Here is a 17,267-nt window from a genome sequence, read left to right as displayed (position 1 = left end):
GTGCGCATGAGTGTGCTGGCCGCGGCGATCGCGCTGGTCGGTTCGCTGTTCTTCGCGCTCGGGGCCGCGCTGCAACAGTTCGAGGCGGCGGGCTCGGCCAAGCCCGCGCTGCTGACCCTGCTGCGCAGGCCGCGCTGGCTGCTCGGCGGCGTCTCCATCGTGACGGGCGGCGGCCTGCACATCGTCGCCCTCGGGCTCGGCCCGCTGACCGTGGTGCAGCCGATGGGGGTGGCCAGCCTGCTGTTCGCGCTGCCCATCGCCGCCGCGCTGCACGGCCGCCGGCCCTCCCGCAAGGAGCTGGCCGCGGCGGGCGTGGTCGCGGCCGGGCTGATCGGCCTGGTGCTGCTGGTGCCCGAGTCCGACGGGCCGACGTACCTGGCGCCCACGGGGGTGCTCACCCTGCTCGCCGTGGCCGGCGTCGCGGCGGTGCTGCTGTGGGCCGGCTCGAAGGCGGCCTCCCCCGCCGGCCGGGCCGCGCTGCTCGCCACGGGCTCCGGCGTCCTGTACGGCGCGACCGCCACGCTCATGCGCGTGCTCGTGGACGGCGGCTGGAACTGGTGGTACCTGCTGGCCCTGCCGGTCCCGCTGCTGCTGGCGCTGGTGATGCTGCAACGCGCCTACGCCGTCGGGCACTTCGGCGTCTCCTTCGCCTCGCTGCAGATCGCCGACCCGCTCACGGCGGTGGCCTTCGGGGCGCTGCTGCTCGGCGAGCCGCTGCCGTCCGGCCTCGCGCCGATCGCGGCCGCCGCCCTCACCGCGGCCGGCACGTTCGCCCTGGCGCGGACGTCCCCGCTGGAGGCGCGCAACGACCTCGCCTGACCCCCTCCCCTGACCGAAACCCCCTGTTCGTCCCTCGGCCCTCCCCCAGCCGTCCCCCCTTGTGAAAGCGGAGTCACCGTCATGGCCATGCCCCTGCGCAACGTCACCGACCACGCCCAGCTCGCCCCCGCCCCCGAACGTCCCCGCCGCGTCCTGATCTCGACCGACACCTATCCCCCCGACGTGAACGGCGCCGCCTACTTCACCCACCGCCTGGCCACCGGCCTGGCCGCGCGCGGCAACGAGGTGCACGTGGTGTGCCAGTCGGAGGCCGGCCCGGCCAGCGCCGACGTGGTGGACGGCGTGATCGTCCACCGGCTGCGCTCGGCTCCGCTGCTGGTGCACCCGACCATGCGGGTCACCGTGCCGACCAGGCTCGACCGGCTGGTCGCCGACATCGACCCGGACGTCCTGCACACCCAGGGCCACTTCGTGGTCGGCCGGGCCGCCATCGCCGCCGCCCGGCGCCGCGGCGTGCCGGTCGTGGCCACCAACCACTTCATGCCCGACAACCTCTTCCAGTTCGGGCACGTCCCCGAGGCGCTGCGGACCAGGGCGGGCCGGCTGGCCTGGCGGGACTTCAGCCGCGTCTTCAAGCGCGCCGACCACATCACCACGCCGACCCCGCTGGCCGCCAAGCTCCTGGCCGACCAGGGCTTCTCCCGCGACGTCGAGGCCGTCTCGTGCGGCATCGACCTGGCCAGGTTCCACCCGCACGCCGAGCCCAAGTCGTGGGCGCGCCGGCGGTTCGCGCTGCCCGACCGGCCGACCGCCCTGTTCGTGGGCCGCCTGGACGAGGAGAAGCACCTCGACGAGCTGATCCGCGCGCTGCCCCTCGTCCTCAACGAGACCGACGCGCAGGTGGCGTTCGTGGGCCGCGGCAACCAGCGGATGGAGCTGGAGAAGCTGGCCAAGCGCATCGGGGTGGGCGACCGGGTGTTCTTCGTCGGGTTCGTGCCCGACGAGAGCATGCCGCAGGCGTTCGCCGCCGCCGACGTGTTCGCCATGCCGGGCGTCGCCGAGCTGCAGAGCATCGCCACGCTGGAGGCCATGGCGTCCGGCCTGCCCGTCGTGGCCGCCGACGCGATGGCCCTGCCGCACCTGGTGGACGGCAACGGCTACCTCTACCAGCCGGGCGACGTGGTCGCGCTGGCCAGGCACCTGACCGCCGTCCTCACCGACGACGACCTGCGCGCCCGCCTGGGCAACGCCAGCCGGGCGCTGGCGCTCACCCACGACGAGCAGGTGTCGCTGGCCCGCTTCGAGCAGATCTACGACGAGGTGACACGATGACCTGGCGTGCCGTTCTGGCTCCCGTGGCCGGCGCCGTGACCGCAGTGGCCGCACTCGGCTACGCGCAGGTGAGCCTGCCCGAGCAGCCGCTGATCAGCGACTACGCGCTCGTCCCCGGCGGCATGCTGCCGGTGCTGGCCGGGACGCTGGCGCTGGCCGCCGCCTGCCTGTCGCTGGCGTACGGGCTGGCCGCCCGCGAGCCGGGGCGGACCGCCGCGACCCGCGTGCTGCTGCTGGCGGGGGCGGCCGGGCTGATGCTCAGCGCCATCTTCCCCACCGATCCCGGCATGTCGGACATCAGCACGCTCGGCGGGGAGATCCACCGCTGGTCGGCGGCCGTGGTCTTCACCGCGCTGCCGGTCGCCGGCTGGACCCTGGCCAGGGGACGGGCGGCGGCCGCGCGCTGGAGCGCGGTCAAGGCCCTGAGCGTGACCTCCGGGCTGACGCTGGTCGCCTACCTGGCGGCCCACCCGGCCGCCGTCACCTCCTCACTGATCGGCGGCACGGCCTACTACGGGCTGCTCGAACGGGGTCTGGTGCTGGCCGAGATCGTGCTCGTCGTCACCATGGCGCTGGCCTGCGCGCCGGGCCGCGCCGCCGTACGGACGCAGGGCACGCGGGCCACCGGGGCGCCCGCGCAGCCCGAGAGCCCGCAGCGGCTGGCGGCGTGACCGGGCGTGACCGGCGGCGCCGCCACACTTCGTCCGCCGTCGAACGGTCGGCGGCCTAGCGTGGACCCATGCTCATCACCCACCACGCCGAAGCCCGGGCGGTGCTGTCCGACAGCCGGTACGTGCCGCCGCCCGTCCCGCAGGACGGCGAGCCGGGGACGCTCGCCTGGCTGCGGGCCCACGTGTCGCGCTTCAGCACCGGCGAGACGCACGCCGAACGCCGCCGCCTGGTCGTCGAGCGCCTGTCCGCCCTGGACCCGGCCGCGCTGCGGACGGCCGCCAGGGCCGCGACGCGCGACCGCCGCGGCGACAGTGACGGCAACGGTGACGGCAACGGTGACGGCGACTGGCGCGGCGTGCCGACGGCCGTGCTGGGGGCCGCGCTCGGCGTGCCGGACACCTCGGCCGTGCCCGCGGCCGCGAGCGGCTACCTGTCGGGCGAGGGGAGCCCGCAGGCCGACGCCGCCGTCGCCGAACTGCTCGCCCTGACCGACCTGCCGGCCGTCACCCTGCTGCTCCAGGGCCACGCCGCCACCGAGGCGCTCATCGAGAACGCGCTCGCCCACGCCGCGCCGGGCGACGACCCCGAGGCGGTGCTGCGCGAGACGCTCAGGCAGGACCCGCCGCTGAAGGCCAGCCGCAGGCTCGACACCCGCACCGGCGAGGAGGTCACGATCGACCTGGTCGCGGCCAACCGCGACCCCGAGGTGTTCGCCGACCCCGACCGCTTCGACGCCTCCCGGGCCCCCGCCCCCCACCTGACGTTCGGGGACGGCCTGCGCCCGTGCCCCGCTCCCGCCCACGCCCTCGCGCTGGCCGCCGGCGTGCTCGACGAGCTCCTCGAAGGGACCCGCCGATGAACTTCCACGACCTGCACAAGCCGGGCGACCCGCTGCTGCTGCCCAACGCGTGGGACTACGGCTCGGCCGCGATCCTGGCCGCGCACGGCTTCCCCGCGATCGGCACCACCAGCCTCGGCGTGTCCGCCGTGCACGGCAAGCCGGACGCCGCCGGCGCGACCAGGGCCGAGACGATCGAGCTCGCCGAGACGGTCAAGGACCTCGGCGTGCTGGTCACGGTGGACATCGAGGGCGGCTTCAGCGACGACCCGCAGGAGGTGTCGGACCTGGTCGCGAGCCTGGCCGCGCTCGGGGTGGCGGGCGTGAACCTGGAGGACGGCCGTCCCGACGGCACGCTGCGCCCGGTCGAGCTGCACCGGCGGATCATCGAGGCCGCCAAGGGCCACGGCGTGTTCGTCAACGCCCGCACCGACACCCACTGGCTGGGCACCGGCGACTGGCGCGAACGGGTGGACGCCTACGAGCACGCCGACGGCATCTTCGTCCCCGGGCTGTCCGATCCGGCGGAGATCGCCGAGGTCGTCGCGCGTACGCGGCTGCCGCTCAACGTGCTCTACCAGCCGGGCGGTCCGACGCTGGACCGGCTGGCCGATGCGGGGGTGGCCCGGGTGAGCACCGGCTCGCTGCTCTACCGGGCCGCGCTCCAGGGCGCTCTGGCCGCCGTGCTGGGCGCGCAGGGCAAGGACGCCCCGCCGCTGCCGACATACGGAGAAATCGCCGCGCTCCTCCCGCAGACCCGATAATCGGGGCATGCGCTTCGAGATCCTCGGACCCACCAGCGTGCTGGACGAGGACGGCGCGCCGGTGGCGCTCGGCGGGCCGCGGGTGCGCGCCCTGCTCACCCTGCTGGCCCTGAACGCCGGCCGCGTCGTCGGCGCCGGCCAGCTCGTGGACGACCTCTACGGCCCCCACCCGCCGGACGGCGTGGCCAACGCGCTGCAGTCCCAGGTGTCCAGGCTGCGCCGGGCGCTCGGCCGGGACCTGATCGAGTTCCACCCGGCGGGCTACCGGCTGGTCGCCGACCCGCACGACGTGGACGCGCGCCGCTTCGAGCTCCTGGCCCTGGACGGGCGGCGGGCGCTGGCCGCCGGGGACGCCGGGCGGGCGGCGGCGCTGCTGGGCGAGGCGCTGGAGTTGTGGCGCGGCGCGCCGCTCGCCGACGCGCCGCACGCGGTGTCCGCCGCCGCCGGGCTGGAGGAGCTGCGGCTGGCGGCCGTCGAGGACCGCCTCCAGGCCGACCTGGCGCTCGGGCGGCACCGCGACCTGGTCGCCGAGCTGCGCCGGCTCACCGCCGCCCACCCGCTGCGCGAGCGCCTGCGCGCCCAGCTCATGCGCGCCCTGTACGGCAGCGGCCGGCAGGCCGAGGCGCTGGCCGTCTACGACGAGGCGCGGCGGCTGCTCGACCGGGAGCTGGGCATCGAGCCGGGCGCCGAACTGGCCGCCGCGCACCTCGCCGTCCTGCGCGCCGACCCGTCCCTGGCCCCGCAGATCACCCCGCAGATCACCCTGCCGACCACCGCACCGACCACCGCACCGACCATCGCACCGACCATCGTGCCGACCGCGGCGCCGAACCCCGCACCGATCCAGCCGCCGGTTCCCCCGTCCCTTCCCGGGCCAGGAGGGCCCGCCGGGTCGCCGCGCGGCGGGTTCAAGCAGGGGTTGCGGGCGCAGCTGACCAGTTTCGTGGGCCGGGCGGAGGAGCTGGCGCAGGTGGGCGCGCGGCTGCGGGACAGCAGGCTCGTCACGCTGATCGGCCCCGGCGGCGCGGGCAAGACCAGGCTGGCGCAGGAGGCGGCCGCCCAGGAGCCGGGCGACGTGTGCTTCGTGCCCCTCGCCCACGTGGCCGGCGCCGCCGGGGTGCCCGGCGCGGTGCTGGTCGCGCTCGACATCCGCGACGCCCTGCTGCCCGCGCCCCAGCGCGCCGCGGTCGGCCCCGTCACCCGGCTGCTCACCGCGCTGGCCGAGCGCGACCTGCTGCTCGTCCTGGACAACTGCGAGCACCTGGTCGCCGCCGTGGCCGAGCTCGCCGACGCGCTGCTGGCCTCCTGCCCCGGGCTGCGGGTGCTGACCACCAGCCGCGAGGCGCTGGGCATCACCGGGGAGTCGATCCTGCCGGTGTCCCCGCTGCGCCTGCCGCCGCCGGAGCCGGACGACCCGCTGGCGTACGCCGCCGTCCGGCTGTTCGCCGACCGGGCCGCCGCCGTGCGCCCGGGGTTCGCCGTGGACGCCGGGAACACCGCGGACGTGGTGCGCATCTGCCGGGCGCTCGACGGGCTGCCGCTGGCCATCGAGCTGGCCGCGGCCCGCCTCCGTACGCTGTCGGTCGCCGACGTGGCGGCCCGCCTGGACGACCGGTTCCGGCTGCTGACCCGCGGCAGCCGTACGGCGCTGCCCCGGCACCAGACGCTGCGCGCGGTCGTCGCGTGGAGCTGGGACCTGCTCGACGACGCCGAGCAGCGCCTGGCCGCCCGCCTGAGCGTGTTCGTCGGCGGCGCCACCCCCGAGGCGGCCGAGCGGGTGTGCGGGCTGCCGGAGGAGGTGCTGTTCTCGCTGGCGGAGAAGTCGCTGGTGGAGTACGTCGGCGGCCGGTACCGCATGCTCGACACGATCCGGGCGTTCTGCGCCGAACGCCTGGCCGAGTCCGGCGGGACCGCCGCGATCAGGGACGCCCACACCGCCTACTACCTCGACCTCGTCCTGACCGCCGACCCGCTGCTGCGGACCGCCGAGCAGCTCGCCTGGCTGGCCCGCCTCGACCAGGAGAGCGACGACCTCGAAGCCGCCATGCGCTGGACGACCACGTCCGGGCAGCCGGAGACCGGCCTGCGGCTGCTGGCGCACAGCGCCTGCTACTGGTGGATGCGCGGCCACCGCGGCGTCATCGCCGGGCTGGCCGCCGCGCTGCTGGCCAGGATCGGCGACGCGTGCCCCGCGGGCATGGAGGAGGAGTACGTCATGTGCCTGCTCGTCACCGCCTGGACGGGCGTGGCCGACGACGTCGTGCGCGAGCGGCTGGCCGAGGTGCGCGAACTCCTGCCGATCACCCACCTGCCGGAGCGGGTGGAGTTCCTGATGATGATGCGGTCGATGTTCACCGGGCCGCCGGGCGACGTCGAGGAGATCTACCACGAGTTGCAGGCCCACACCGAGGGGCTGCCGCCCTGGCAGCGGGCGTTGTCGTACAGCGGCGCGGGGTTCGTGCTGCAGATCCTGGGGCGGGTCGAGGAGTCGCTGGCCGCCTTCCGGCGCGCCCTGGCCGCCTTCCGGGCCATCGGCGAGCGCTGGGGGGCGGTGCTGGTGCTGTCGGGTCTCGGCGAGCTGGCCTCCCGCGAGGGGGACTACGCGGCCTCGTACGCGCTGTCGGACGAGGCGCTGACGCTGGCCCGCGAGCTCGACGCGCGGGCGGAGATGGCCGAGGCCCTGTGCCGGCGCGGCGACGCGCTGCTCGGCATGGGCGAGCCGCTGGGCGGGCGGGCCGACTACGAGGAGGCGGCCGAGCTGGCCCGTCGCGTGGGTTCCATGGACATGCTGGCCTGGGCGCACCTCGGGATGGCCGAGGTGGCGCTGATCGGCGGCGAGCGGGACGCCGCGCTGTCCCTGCTGGCCCAGGCCCGCGCGGAGTGCCCCGACGACTGGTACAGCACCGAGGACATCCGCAACCGCATCGACGAGGCCCTCGGCCGGGCGGTCAGCGAACGGTAGGCGGCCCGTCAGCCGCCCTCGCCATCGTGGACGGCATGACGCGCAAATGGGCCTGTCTGGCCATCGCCTGCCTGGCGACGCTGCTGCTCTCGGTCGATCTCACCGTGCTGCACCTGGCGCTCCCCCGGCTGGTCGCCGACCTCGGCGCGAGCTCGACGCAACTGCTCTGGATCGGCGACATGTACGGGTTCGCCCTGGCCGGGCTCCTCGTCACCATGGGCAACCTCGGGGATCGCGTGGGCCGCAAGCGGCTGCTGCTGATCGGCGCGGCCGGCTTCGGCGCCGCCTCGGTGGTGACCGCCTACGCCCCGAACCCGGAGCTGCTGATCGCCGCCAGGACGCTGCTGGGCGTGGCGGGCGCGATGATCATGCCGTCCACGCTCTCGATCGTCAGGAACGTCTTCGCCGACCCGCGCGAGCGGACCGCGGCCATCGGGATCTGGAGCGGGATGAGCGCGGCCGGGTTCGCGCTGGGGCCGGTCGTGGGCGGCGTGCTGCTGGACCACTTCTGGTGGGGGTCGGTGTTCCTGATCAACGTGCCGATCATGGCGCTGGTGCTGGTCTGCGGGTTCCTGGTGCTGCCGGAGTCGCGCGGTCCCGCCGGGCGGGTGGACGGGCCCAGCGTGGTGCTGTCCTTCGCCGGTGTCGTGACGGCCGTCTACGCGGTCAAGGAGGCCGCCCACCAGGGCCTGGCGCACGCCGACGTGCTGGGGGCGGCCGTGGTGGGCGCGGTGTGCCTGGTGCTGTTCGTCCGGCGGCAGAGCCGGCTGGCCACGCCGCTGATCGACGTACGGCTGTTCCGGCGGCGGGCCTTCAGCGCGTCCGTGGGCACGAACCTGCTGGCGATCTTCGCGTTGTCGGCCATGAACCTGCTGTTCGCCTGGTACCTGCAGCTCGTCCTGGGGTGGACCCCGCTCCAGGCCGGGCTGGCCCAGCTTCCCGGCGGTCTCAGCGGCGCGGTGGGCGGGGTGCTCGCGGCCCGGCTCATCGGCCGGCTCGGCAGGAACGGCGTGGTCGCGCTCGGCCTGGCGCTGAACGCCGCCGCGTTCGTCCGGTACGCCATGCTCGGCACCGAGCTGGACTATCTCACCCTGCTGCCGGTGATGATGATCGGCGGGCTCGGGGTCGGGCTCACCTTCACCGTGAACAACGACAACGTCCTGGCCACCGCGCCCAAGGAGCGGGCGGGGGCGGCGGCCGCGGTGTCGGAGACGGCGTTCGAGCTGGGCGGGGCGCTGGGCATCGCGGTCCTCGGCACCGTGCTCAACAGCGTCTACCGGGCGAACCTGCTGGTGCCCGCCGGGGTGCCCGGCCAGGCGGCGCGGGAGTCGATCGCCGGGGCCACCGCCACGGCGGCGGAGCTGCCCCCGCAGGCGGCCGGGGAGCTGATGCGCGCGGCGCGCACGGCGTTCGTGTCGGGGATGCAGGTGACGACGCTGGTCACGGCGGTCCTGCTGGCCGTGGTCGCGGTGTTCGCGCTGGCCTGGCTGCGCGGCGTGCCGAAGGTCATCCAGGAAGAGCAGCCGGTCCCTCGGTGAGCGAGCTGGCCTCGCTCGCCGGCCGGGCGGGCAGCGGGCGCAGGCTGCGGATCCTGGCCAGCACGAGCAGCGCGGCCACGCCCGTCGCGACCGGCGCGACGACGAACGCCAGGGAGGCGCCGAAGTGGTCCACGAGCTGCCCGGCGACCGACGACCCGGCCGCGATGCCGAGGGCGATGCCGCCGTTCAGCCAGGTGAACGCCTCGGTACGGACCTCCGCCGCGACCAGTCCCTCCACCAGGGTGTAGCCGGTGATCACCACGGGGGCGATCACCAGGCCGGCCAGGGCGGCGGCGACGTACATGTGGGGGACGGCTGCGGCCAGTGTGAACGCGCTGGTCGCGACCGCGAGCAGGGCCAGCCCGGCGACCAGCCGGGCGCGGGCGGAGGACCGCCAGCGGACCGCGCCGTACAGCAGGCCGCCGAGCATGCTGGCGCCGGAGAAGACGCCGTAGACGGGTCCGGCGGCGGCGGGCGCGTGCAGGGCGGTGGTGAGCGAGGTGACGCCGACCTGGAGGCTGCCGAAGACCGACCCCATGGCCAGGAAGGCGGCGGCCAGCAGCGCCACGCCGCGCCGCCGCAGCACGCCCTTGGAGGCGGCGATCCGCACCGGCACCGGCTCGGGCAGGCTTGTCCGGACGGCGGCGAAGACCACCGTGCCCACCAGGATCAGCACGAGCCCGCCGAGCAGCGCGACCACCGGCGAGTACGCCGTGGACAGCCCCACCAGCAGCACCGGGGCCAGCGTGAAGGTCAGCTCGTCGGTGATCGACTCGACCGCGAACGCCGTGTTCAGCCGGCCGGTGCCGCCGAGCCGGTGCGCCCAGCGGGCCCGGACCATCGAGCCGACCTGCGGTCCCGACGCGCCGACGAGCGCGGCCACGGCGACCAGCAGCGCGAGGTGGGCGTGCGCGGCGGCCAGGGCCAGCAGGCCGCCCATGGCCAGGGCGTGCAGGGCCACCTGCGGGAGCAGCACGCGGGCCTGGCCGTACCGGTCGGCCAGGCGGCCCGTCTGGGGGCCGATGAGGGCCTGGAAGACGGCGGAGGCGGCGGAGGTGATCCCGGCCGCGCCGTAGGAGCCGGTGGACCACTGGACCAGCAGCAGGATGCCCATCTGGGTCATCGCGAACGGCACGCGGGCCAGCAGCGCGGGCACGAGGAAGCGCCAGGCGCCGGGGGTGGCCAGCACGTCGAGGTAGGACTTCAAGGGTCTCCGTCCAGATCATGACGGAGTCCTCCCCCGGGGGAGCGCACCGTCGGAGGTGGGCTTCGACCGGGGTAGATACCGGCGGGTGCCGGCCGCCGAGCGGTCAATCAGTCACTTCAGTCAAACGCGACGAGAGCCGATCCTATTGCAGGAATCGGGCGACTTAATTCATTTGTCGTTGACTTCAACGATGTTGAGATTTACCGTCGGCAGTCTGGAGGCAGTGACATGGATGCGATCCTGAAATTTCCTGACATCGACGGCTCGATGCTCGCGCTGGTGGGCGGCAAGGCGGCCAACCTCGGCGTCCTCACCAGGGCGGGGCTGCCCGTCCCGCCGGGATTCTGCGTCACGACGGAGGCGTACCGCGCGATCACCGCCGGCCTCGGCGACGTGACGCACGCGGCCGCGGCCCGCAAGCACATCCTCGACGCCACGATCCCCGCCGGCCTCGCGCGGGCCGTGCTCGATGCCCTGTCCGAGACCCTGCCCGAGCCCCTGTCCGGCGGCCCGGTGGCGGTGCGCTCGTCGGCCACCGCCGAGGACCTCCCGTACGCCAGCTTCGCCGGCCAGCAGGACACCTTCCTCAACGTGACCGGACCGGAGGCGGTGCTCGACGCGGTACGCCGCTGCTGGGCCTCGCTCTGGACCGATCGCGCGGTCGCCTACCGCGAGTCCAACGGCATCGACCACCGGGCGGTCAGCCTGGCCGTGGTCGTCCAGCGCATGGTGGACGCCCGGACGGCCGGCGTGTTGTTCACCGCCGACCCTGTCACCGGACGCCGCCGGCGGGCGGTCGTCGACGCCGCCCCCGGCCTGGGCGAGTCCGTGGTGTCGGGCGCGGTCAACCCCGACCACTTCCTGATCGACCCGGACAGCGGGCGCGTCCTGGAGCGGCGGATCGGCGACAAACGCCTGGCCGTGCGCCCCCTGCCGGACGGCGGCGTCGTCCACGAGACGGCCGACGCCGGCGCCGAGCCGTGCCTGACCGACGACGAGCTGCGCGAGCTGGCCACGCTCGGCGCCCGGGTCGAAGAGCTCTACGGCGTGCCGCAGGACCTCGAATGGGCCTTCGACCAGGCGGGCACGCTCTGGCTGACCCAGGCCAGGCCCATCACCACGCTGTTCCCGCTGCCCGCCGGGCATCGGGGCGAGGGGCTGCGCGCCTACTTCTGCTTCAGCGTCGCCCAGGGCGTCCTGCGACCGTTCACGCCGATGGGGATGGCGGCGGCGCGGGCCGTGTCCGCCGGGGTGTCCGGCCTGTTCGGCTTCCCCGTGGCCGCGCCGCTGGCCGGCGCCCCGGCCTTCGCCGAGGCGGGCGGGCGGCTGTTCGTCGACCTCACCGGGGTGCTGCGGAGCAGGGTGGGCCGGGCGATCGTGCCGCGCGTGTTCGACGTCATGGAGGCCAGGTCGGCGCGGTTGCTGCGCGGCCTGTTCGACGACCCGCGCCTCGGCGTCACCCGGCGCTCGGTCTGGCCGTTCGTCCGCCGGCTGGCCGCGATCACGGTGCGCCATCGTCTGCCGGTCACGTTCGTCCGGGCGCTGGCCGATCCGGCGGGCGCGGAGCGGCGGGTGCGCCGGCAGGCCGACGCCCACCTGTCCAGGCTCGCCCCGCCGCCCGGCGCGAGCCTGACCGAACGCGTGGACCACGTGGCCAGGACGCTGATCCGCGAGGTCGTGCCGATCGCGCCGCGGGTCTTCCCGGTGGCCTCCGCCACGCTGCCCATGCTGCTGCTGGCCGCGCGGCTGCTGAAGGGCAGGGCCGCCCCGGGCGAGCTGCAGACCGTCCTGCGCGGCGCGCCCAGGAACGTGACCACCGAGATGGACCTGGCATTGTGGGCGCTGGCCCGGCGGCTGCGCGAGGACCCGGAGGTGGCCGCCCGCTTCCTGGCCGAGCCGCCCGAGCTACTGGCCCGCGAGCCGCTGCCGGCCCCCGTCCGCGCCTTCCTCGACGAGTACGGCCACCGCGCGGTCGCCGAGATCGACCTCGGCCTCCCCCGCTGGTCGGAGGACCCCACGCAGGTCATCGGCATGCTCGCCAACTACCTGCGCCTGGAGGATCCGGCCCTGGCCCCCGACGTGCTGTTCGCGAAGGGCGCGGCCGAGGCCGAGGCGATGGTCGAGGAGCTGGCCGGGCGGGTGGGCGGCCTGCGCGGCCGGGTGGTGCGCTTCGCGCTGGGCCGGGCCAGGCAGCTGGTCGGGGTGCGGGAGCTGCCGAAGTTCCTCATCGTGCGGATCTTCGCCGCGCTGCGCGCCCAGTTGCTCGACGTGGGCCGCGAGCTGGCCGGCCGGGGGCTGCTCGACGCGCCCGGCGACGTGTTCTTCCTGACCCTGGCGGAGGCCAAGTCCGGCCGGGACCTGCGCGGGCGGGTCGCCGTCCGGCGCGAGCGCCACGAGCGGGAGCTGCGCCGCCGGCACGTGCCGCGGCTGTTGTTATCGGACGGCACCGAGCCCGAGGCCGTCGCCTCCGGGCAGCCGGCCGAGGGCGCCCTGACCGGCTCGCCCGCCTCGCCCGGCCAGGTGACCGGCGTGGCCAGGGTGGTGCTCGATCCCGTGGGCGCGCGCCTGGAGCCCGGCGAGATCCTGGTCTGCCCGTCCACCGATCCCGGCTGGACGCCGCTGTTCCTGACCGCGGGCGGGCTGGTCATGGAGATGGGCGGGTCGAACTCGCACGGCGCGGTGGTGGCCCGCGAGTACGGCATCCCGGCCGTCGTCGGCGTCGCGCACGCGGTCGAACGCCTCCGTACGGGCCAGACCGTCACGGTGGACGGCACCGCGGGCACGGTCGCCTGAGGAGGCCGGGCCTTCCGGCGGTCCGGGAGGGCGGGAGGGCGCCGTCAGGGACGCGGGTTCCTCGGGCAGGACCGGATCATCGTCGGCGACAGCTCGTCGAGGCGGGAGCCGATCATCCGGGCCACCCCCTCGATGGTCTCGATGCCCGCCCCCTCCCCCGGCTGCTCGTCGGTCTGCACCGCCAGCAGCAGGTCGCGCCCCGGCCCGACGACGCGGCCGTAGCTGGTCACCGCCCAGGTGTTGTGGATGAACGGGCGTGGCGTCCAGCCGTTCTTCAACGCCACCCGGTCCACCGGACGGGCGGCCGCGCTGATCCCCCACGACTGGTCCTTGACCACGCGTCCCATCAGGCCGAGCACGAGGTCGCGGTCCCGGCCGGACAGGCCCTCGGCGCCCTCCACCAGCGCCCGGAGCAGGCGGATGCGGTCGGCGGGGCTGGTGTTGGTGCCGCCCCAGAAGACGCCGGGCCCCGGAACGGTCTCGGTCAGGCCCATACGCCGGTAGAACTCGCCCATCGCGCCGCCGACCCGGCCCCACAACGCGTCGGCCGCGCCATTGTCGCTCTCGGTGATCATGCGCTCGGCCAGGTCGCGTTCCTCCTCGCCCAGGCCGCCGCGGCCGAGCACGAGCGCCGTCAGGATGTCCACCTTGACGCCGCTGGCGGTGATCATGTCGTGCTGATGCTCGCCGCGGCCCAGGGTGATGCCGCTGTCGAGCTCCAGCATGCTGTAGGCGACCCGTCCCGGGCGTCTGGACAGGTACTGCTCGATGTCGTGGGCAAGCCGGTCGCGGGCCGCCCTCCCCGCCCTCTTGTCATGAAATTTCAGGACGCAACGGCCGACCGCCACCGGCGCCTTCCGCACACCGGGCACCTCCGGCAGCCGTCCGGTCGCGCACCCGGCCGCGCCTCCGGCCGCGAGCCCCCAAACCACCACGACAGCCGGCCATCTCCACCACACGCGCAAACCCCCGTGATCGTCACGTCCCGGGGGTTTTGATCACTTTCTGCCCAGTGGCGGCATTGGTCACACCCCGCCCGTCAGGGCAGGAGCACCACCTTGCCGACAGTTCGCCGTCCGGCCAGGTCGGCCACGGCCCGGCCCGCCTCCGCCAGCGGGTACTCGCCGCCCACCAGCGGCCGCAGCCGCCCGGCCGCGGTCAGCGCGAGCAGCTCGCCCAGCGGGGGCCCTACCATCTCCCGCCGCCCCCGCAGCGGACGCAGCCAGAACCCGAGGACGGCGAGGTTGCCCGCGGTGAGCCGGCCGACCTCGACCGGCCGGGCCTGCTCCCCCGACGACGACCCGTAGCTGACCAGCCGCCCGAAGGGGGCGAGCACGGTCAGCGCCGCGTCGAAGACCGCGCCGCCCACGGCGTCGAGCACGACGTCCACCGGCCGGTCGCCGTTGGCCTCGATGACGCGCTCGGCGTACCCGTCGGCCGCGCCGTCCACGGCGGCGTCCGCGCCGAGGTCGAGGGCGAGCGAACGTTTGTCCTCGGTGGAGGCGGTGGCGATCACGCGTCCGGCGCCGAACACCTTGGCGAGCTGCACGGCCAGGCTGCCGACGCCGCCTGCGCCGGAGTGGACGACCACGCTCTCGCCCTCCCTGAGCCGCGCCGACGAGCGCAGCAGGTGCCAGGCGGTGAGCCCCTGGACGAGCAGCGCCAGCGCCTCCCCCGCCCGCAGCGAGCCGGGCACCACCACGACGTCGCCCTCGTCCAGGACGGCCCTGGAGGCGTAGCCGTTGGCGGTGAAGCCCATCACCCGCCGCCCCCGGGGATCGAGCCCGACGACCTCGCTGCCGGGGATGTGCGGCAGGCGGTCGGGGGCGGAGTAGTGGCCGGAGATCTGCCGCACGTCGGCGAAGTTCAGCCCGGCGGCCTCGACGTCGACCAGCACCTGGCCCGGTCCCACGACCGGGTCGGGCACCTCGGCCTCTTCGAGCACCTCCGGGCCGCCGAAGCGGGTGAACTGGATGGCACGCATGAATCCCCCCATTCCGCGCGATACCCCCCAGCGTAGACGTCAGTCTCCGGAGCCGCCCGGCCGGAGGTGCTCGGCGAGGAAGTCCGCGGTGGCGTCCACGGCCTGCGACACGTACGGCTCGCGGTCGTAGAGGTCGATGTGCTGCTTGGCGTCCACCCAGACGAGCCTCTTGGGCTGGTCGAGCCGCTTGAACGCCTCCTCGGCCCCCTCCGGCGGGCAGAACCTGTCGATCACGCCGTGCACGATCAGGGCGGGCTTCGGCGACAGGAAGTCGGCGCCCATCATGTTGTCCATGGTGATCAGCTCGCGCAGCCCGGCCCGGGTCACCGCGTTCCGCCAGGAGGCGGAGGCGCCGCGCTCGGTGCCGTAGTAGGCGAACGGCTCGTCGCCCGGCATCGCGGCCTCGCCCTCCTCGGCCACGGCGGGCAGGTACTCGACCGGGCCGCCCCGGTCCTGCCGTTCCAGCACGCCGGCGAACCCGGCCAGCGCCGCCTGGTAGTCCATGCCGGACCGCATCGTGTACGGGTTGTTGTAGGCCCCGGCGATGCCCGCGAACGCCCGTACGCGCGGGTCGAAGGCGGCGAACCTCAGCGCGTACCCGGCGCCCAGGCAGATGCCGACCGCGCCGATCAGGTCGCCGTCCACCTCGGGGCGCGAGCGCAGCAGCGACACCGCCGCCCGCAGGTCGGCCAGCTTGCCCTGCGGATCCTCGTGCCCGCGCGGCTCGCCGCCGGACTCGCCCCAGTTGCGGTGGTCGAAGGACAGCGTCACGTAGCCGCGCCGGGCCAGCCGTTCGGCGTACAGGCCGGTGACCTGGTCGCGCACCCCGGTGAACGGCCCGGTGAGCACCAGCCCCGGCCAGGGGCCCGTGCCCTCGGGCGTGCGCAGGTCACCGGTCAGGCGCACGCCGTCGGCGGCGAACTCGACTTTCATGGTGACAAGTGTGCGCCAGGCCCGCGGCGGGCGGGCCCGGCGCCCCCTCGGATCACCGGATCAGGAGTCGAACCCGAGGCCCATCCTGTCGAGCGTGCGCAGCCACAGGTTGCGCCTGCCCTGATGCTGGTCGGCCTGGGCGATCGACCACCGGGTGAACTGGATCACCCCCGACCGGACCGGCTCGGGCGGGAACGGGACCGGCTTCTCCTTGACCATCCGCAGCTCGGTCCGCTCGGTGGCCTCCCCCGACAGCAGGTCCAGCATCACGTTCGCGCCGAACCTGGTGGCTCCGACGCCCATGCCGGTGTAGCCCACGGCGTAGGCCAGCCGGCCGCCGTGCGCCGTGCCGTAGAAGGCGCTGAAGCGGCTGCAGGTGTCGATCACGCCGCCCCAGCGGTGCGTGAAGCGCACCTCGGACAGCTGCGGGAACGTGGTGGCGAAGTGCTCGGCGAGCTTGACGAACGTCTCGTCGCGCTGCTCGTACTCCGGCTTGACCAGGCCGCCGTTGTAGTAGACCGCGTCGTAGCCGCCCCACAGGATGCGGTTGTCGTCGGTGAGCCGGTAGTAGTGGAACTGGTTGCCCGAGTCGCCGACGCCCTGCCGGTTGTGCCAGCCCACCTCGGCGAGCTGGGCCGCGGTCAGCGGCTCGGTCATCAGGGCGTAGTCGTACACCGGGACGACGAAGTGCTTGAGCCTGCGCAGCAGGGGCGGGAAGACCCCCGTGCCCAGCGCCACCCGGCGACCCGTCACCGACCCGTACGGGGTGCGCAGGGTGATCGTCGTGCCGTCGTCGCGCAGCGAACGCACCGGACTGCGCTCGAAGACCCGTACGCCGAGCCGCAGGCACGCCTCGCGCAACCCCCAGGCCAGCCGCGCCGGGTCCAGCATGGCGCAACCGCTGCGCTCCCACAGGCCGCCCAGGTAGGTCGGCGAGTTGACCTCGGCCCGCACCTGCCGCTCGTCCATGGGCACGTAGTCGAGCCCGAGCTCGGAGATCAGGTCCAGGTGTTCGCCCAGCGAGTCGAGCTGCCACGGCTCGGTGGCCACGTGCAGCTCTCCGGTGCGCTCGAAGGAGCAGTCGATGCCGTGCCGCTCCAGCGTGCGCTCGATCTCGTCGAGGTTGTCCACGCCCATGCGTTCGAGGCGGCCGATGTCCTCCGGCCACCGTTCCAGGCCGTTGGCCAGGCCATGGGTGAGGGTCGCCATGCAGAACCCGCCGTTGCGGCCGGTCGCCGCCCAGCCGATCCTGCGTCCTTCGAGCAGGACCACGTCCAGCGAAGGGTCACGTTCCTTGGCCATCAGGGCCGTCCAGAGCCCCGAGAAGCCTCCGCCGACGACGACCAGGTCGGCGTCGGTGTTTCCGATGAGCCGCGCGCGCGGCTCGGGTCTGGCCGGGCTGTCCAGCCAGTACGGCTTGCGCTCCGCGTCAGCCAGCGCCTTCAGCGGATCCACAAATCCCAC

13 protein-coding genes are annotated in these 17,267 nt (G+C 74.8%); 8 read left to right on the top strand and 5 right to left on the bottom strand.

Features of this window, described 5'->3' with window-relative positions; all coding sequences use genetic code 11:
- Positions 1–6: 6 nt before the first annotated feature.
- The 7 genes from AB0J71_RS29045 (at position 7) to AB0J71_RS29015 (ending at position 8,886) form a co-directional block, all read left to right on the top strand.
- Positions 7–819 carry a DMT family transporter gene (locus AB0J71_RS29045; RefSeq protein WP_352322692.1) on the top strand — a complete coding sequence of 271 codons (813 nt, stop codon included), beginning with the start codon at positions 7–9 and terminating at the stop codon, positions 817–819.
- Positions 820–906: 87 nt separating this feature from the next.
- Entirely contained in the window at positions 907–2,112 is a 1,206-nt protein-coding gene (locus AB0J71_RS29040) for a glycosyltransferase (RefSeq protein WP_364416934.1), read from the top strand.
- A complete protein-coding gene (locus AB0J71_RS29035) occupies positions 2,109–2,783 on the top strand; it encodes a DUF998 domain-containing protein (RefSeq protein ID WP_364416932.1) in 675 nt (224 codons plus the stop codon). Before AB0J71_RS29040 ends, AB0J71_RS29035 begins: the two co-directional genes overlap by 4 nt.
- Positions 2,784–2,851: 68 nt before the next feature.
- A complete protein-coding gene (locus AB0J71_RS29030) occupies positions 2,852–3,643 on the top strand; it encodes a hypothetical protein (protein ID WP_364416930.1) in 792 nt (263 codons plus the stop codon).
- The gene (locus tag AB0J71_RS29025) at positions 3,640–4,386 is read left to right on the top strand and encodes an isocitrate lyase/phosphoenolpyruvate mutase family protein (protein WP_352322696.1); all 747 of its coding nucleotides are present in this window, start codon (positions 3,640–3,642) and stop codon (positions 4,384–4,386) included. Before AB0J71_RS29030 ends, AB0J71_RS29025 begins: the two co-directional genes overlap by 4 nt.
- 7 nt (positions 4,387–4,393) lie before the next feature.
- The gene (locus tag AB0J71_RS29020) at positions 4,394–7,348 is read left to right on the top strand and encodes a BTAD domain-containing putative transcriptional regulator (protein WP_364416928.1); all 2,955 of its coding nucleotides are present in this window, start codon (positions 4,394–4,396) and stop codon (positions 7,346–7,348) included.
- A gap of 35 nt (positions 7,349–7,383) precedes the next feature.
- Entirely contained in the window at positions 7,384–8,886 is a 1,503-nt protein-coding gene (locus AB0J71_RS29015; RefSeq protein WP_364416926.1) for an MFS transporter, read from the top strand.
- Here AB0J71_RS29015 and AB0J71_RS29010 read toward each other — a convergent pair.
- Positions 8,855–10,093 (bottom strand): MFS transporter, encoded by a 1,239-nt coding sequence (locus AB0J71_RS29010; protein WP_364416924.1) that lies wholly within the window; start codon positions 10,091–10,093, stop codon positions 8,855–8,857. The two genes, AB0J71_RS29015 and AB0J71_RS29010, sit on opposite strands and share 32 nt — an antisense overlap.
- 228 nt (positions 10,094–10,321) lie before the next feature.
- Between AB0J71_RS29010 and AB0J71_RS29005 the strand changes: the two genes are divergently transcribed.
- On the top strand, positions 10,322–12,886 hold the full coding sequence (locus AB0J71_RS29005; protein WP_364416922.1) for a PEP/pyruvate-binding domain-containing protein: 2,565 nt from the start codon (positions 10,322–10,324) through the stop codon (positions 12,884–12,886).
- Positions 12,887–12,930: 44 nt separating this feature from the next.
- On the opposite strand, the gene AB0J71_RS29000 is transcribed toward AB0J71_RS29005, so the two are convergent.
- From AB0J71_RS29000 to AB0J71_RS28985, 4 genes are all read right to left on the bottom strand, one after another.
- Entirely contained in the window at positions 12,931–13,821 is an 891-nt protein-coding gene (locus AB0J71_RS29000; RefSeq protein WP_364416920.1) for a serine hydrolase, read from the bottom strand.
- A 104-nt stretch (positions 13,822–13,925) separates the two neighbouring features.
- Positions 13,926–14,870, bottom strand: coding sequence for a zinc-binding dehydrogenase (locus tag AB0J71_RS28995; RefSeq protein WP_352322702.1), 945 nt, complete (start codon positions 14,868–14,870; stop codon positions 13,926–13,928).
- A 39-nt stretch (positions 14,871–14,909) separates the two neighbouring features.
- Positions 14,910–15,803, bottom strand: coding sequence for an alpha/beta hydrolase (locus AB0J71_RS28990; protein WP_364416918.1), 894 nt, complete (start codon positions 15,801–15,803; stop codon positions 14,910–14,912).
- A gap of 60 nt (positions 15,804–15,863) precedes the next feature.
- The gene (locus AB0J71_RS28985; RefSeq protein ID WP_352322718.1) at positions 15,864–17,258 is read right to left on the bottom strand and encodes an FAD-dependent oxidoreductase; all 1,395 of its coding nucleotides are present in this window, start codon (positions 17,256–17,258) and stop codon (positions 15,864–15,866) included.
- Positions 17,259–17,267 lie beyond the last annotated feature (9 nt).

Source organism: Nonomuraea sp. NPDC049637 (assembly GCF_040675235.1).
Lineage (GTDB): Bacteria > Actinomycetota > Actinomycetes > Streptosporangiales > Streptosporangiaceae > Nonomuraea.
This window is presented reverse-complemented; position numbering and strand designations above follow the sequence as displayed.